Annotated in this window: 1 protein-coding gene; it reads right to left on the bottom strand. The window is 36.4% G+C overall.

Features of this window, described 5'->3' with window-relative positions; all coding sequences use genetic code 11:
• On the bottom strand, positions 1 to 1,916 hold a 1,916-nt coding region (locus tag ACEW8O_RS20920; protein WP_373496572.1), incomplete at its 3' end, for a two-component regulator propeller domain-containing protein.
• Between the last annotated feature and the right edge of the window lie 64 nt (positions 1,917 to 1,980).

Here is a 1,980-nt window from a genome sequence, read left to right as displayed (position 1 = left end):
ACCTCAAATTTTTTATCAATAGCACTTTGTCCCTCCATTCTAAACAATCCCTCACCACTGCCCAACCATACTGTACCATCACCTTCAGGGAAAATGGTAATGATATCTTCTCCGGGATAAGCGCTAAAGAGATTATCCTCTAAAGTATAGCTTCCATCTGGTTGAGGGTTCGCAACCCGGATTTTATTGTTGGTACTTATCCAGACCTTTCCGGTCTTGTCCTCAGTTAATGAAAAATTATCTGTTGATGAAAAATCAATCTTGATTTCACCGAAAACATCTGTTTTTTCAAATTTTTCGGTGGCAGAATTATACATGACCAAACCCTCTTCTGTAATTGAGTAGATATTGCCATTAACCCCATATATTGAACCAGGTCCATTTTCCAGACCTTGCTCAGCACCAAAAACCTCTAATTCAGAATTCAAAAGGTCAAGTTCACCACTTTGAAGCCATTTTGGGGTTATTTTATAGACTATTCCTAAAGAAGTGCCGGCCCAAATATCCCCATCCCCGCTTTCTGCCATAAAATAAACCCCAAGCTTGAGTTCTAAAAGGTTTCCTTCCTGAATCCAGGAAAATTCATTGGGCTGAGTGTTTCTTTTAAATACAGAAATTCCAGAAGCACTACCAATCCAAAGCCTGTCTTCTTTATTTTTGGTAATTGTATAGGTAACAGCTCTAAATTCCGGATTAGATATTTTATTCATTCCGGATAACCTTGGTCTTATTTCCCCTAACCCAAAAGGTGTAGGAATTATAAGGTTTTCACCATCATTGATCAATGTAAATACTTGAGAACCTTCAGTTTCAGGGACAATTTCAAATAGACGCTTTATAGGGTCTAGGACATATACTCCTGAGGTTGTACCTGCATATAGTAAATTATTTGACCTGGTGATTGAAAGTACGGCTGATTTGATTCCTGATTCTCTGGCAAATCGGGTAAGCAATGAATTAAATTCAATTTTTGCAATGCCATTGTCCATTCCTAGCCAAAGCAGACCGGAAGAATCAAGGTATATGGCATAGATTGAATCATCTTGAATACCTATATCGGAATTTAGTTCTTGGATCAATTTTCCCTCAGCCGAAATTACAAAAGCCCCTCTTCCATTAATGGTCAACATATAATTACCGTTTGGAAGCAAAATTCCTCTGTATAATAGTCCGGAGGTTAATTGATCATCGATTTGTGTCTTAAATCTACTGAATTTACTACCGTCGTATAAAAAAAGGCCATTACTTACAGTTGGAAGTAAAAATTGGACTTTACTATTTTGATCTTTGGAATAGGGCAATAAAACCAGTGCCCTGTTATTGATCAAAAATTCTCCACCTTCAATGAGCTCTAATTCATCACCTACTAATTTAAACATGCCTTCGTCTCTCTGAATCACATAAATCTCATCATGAAGATTAAAAATAGATAAAAATGCTGTCTCTGATTTCCAAATTTTCACTACTTTTTCGGGATTGGTGATATCGTTCTTAATTCTGAACATATATTCAGATGATAAGAAATACACATCATCACCTGAGTTTTGAATTGATGAGATAACCGAAAAATCTTTAGTTTCTTCCGGTATCAAATGTGTTAAAGAAACGGCAATTGTATTTCCGAATTCATTTTCAGATAAAAATCCAAACTCATTGACCGTTCCATAATAAATGACTCCGTTTTTGTCTTTTCCCATTGTTCTGACAATGGCATTTCCACTAACTCCGGGTAATTTAATCTGTTTCCAATTTACCCCATCAAACTCTGTAATCCCGGAGGTAGTACCAAAATACATGATACCACTGTCATCTTGTATTACACTCCAAACCTGAGAGTGCCCTTTATAAATTTTAGAGGTGTAATTTGAAATCAGCGGTAAACCAAGTTCAGGATTGGTTTGGGCAAACGCATCCATTGGCACCAAGAATGGTGTGAGTAAAGCAATTATAAAAAAGTAAAATCTATGTATCAAAACTATC

Origin of the sequence: Aquiflexum sp., assembly GCF_041749095.1 — a bacterium.
Taxonomy (GTDB): domain Bacteria; phylum Bacteroidota; class Bacteroidia; order Cytophagales; family Cyclobacteriaceae; genus Aquiflexum.
The sequence above is the reverse complement of the archived record's forward strand: the minus strand, read 5'-3'. Positions and strand labels throughout refer to the sequence as shown.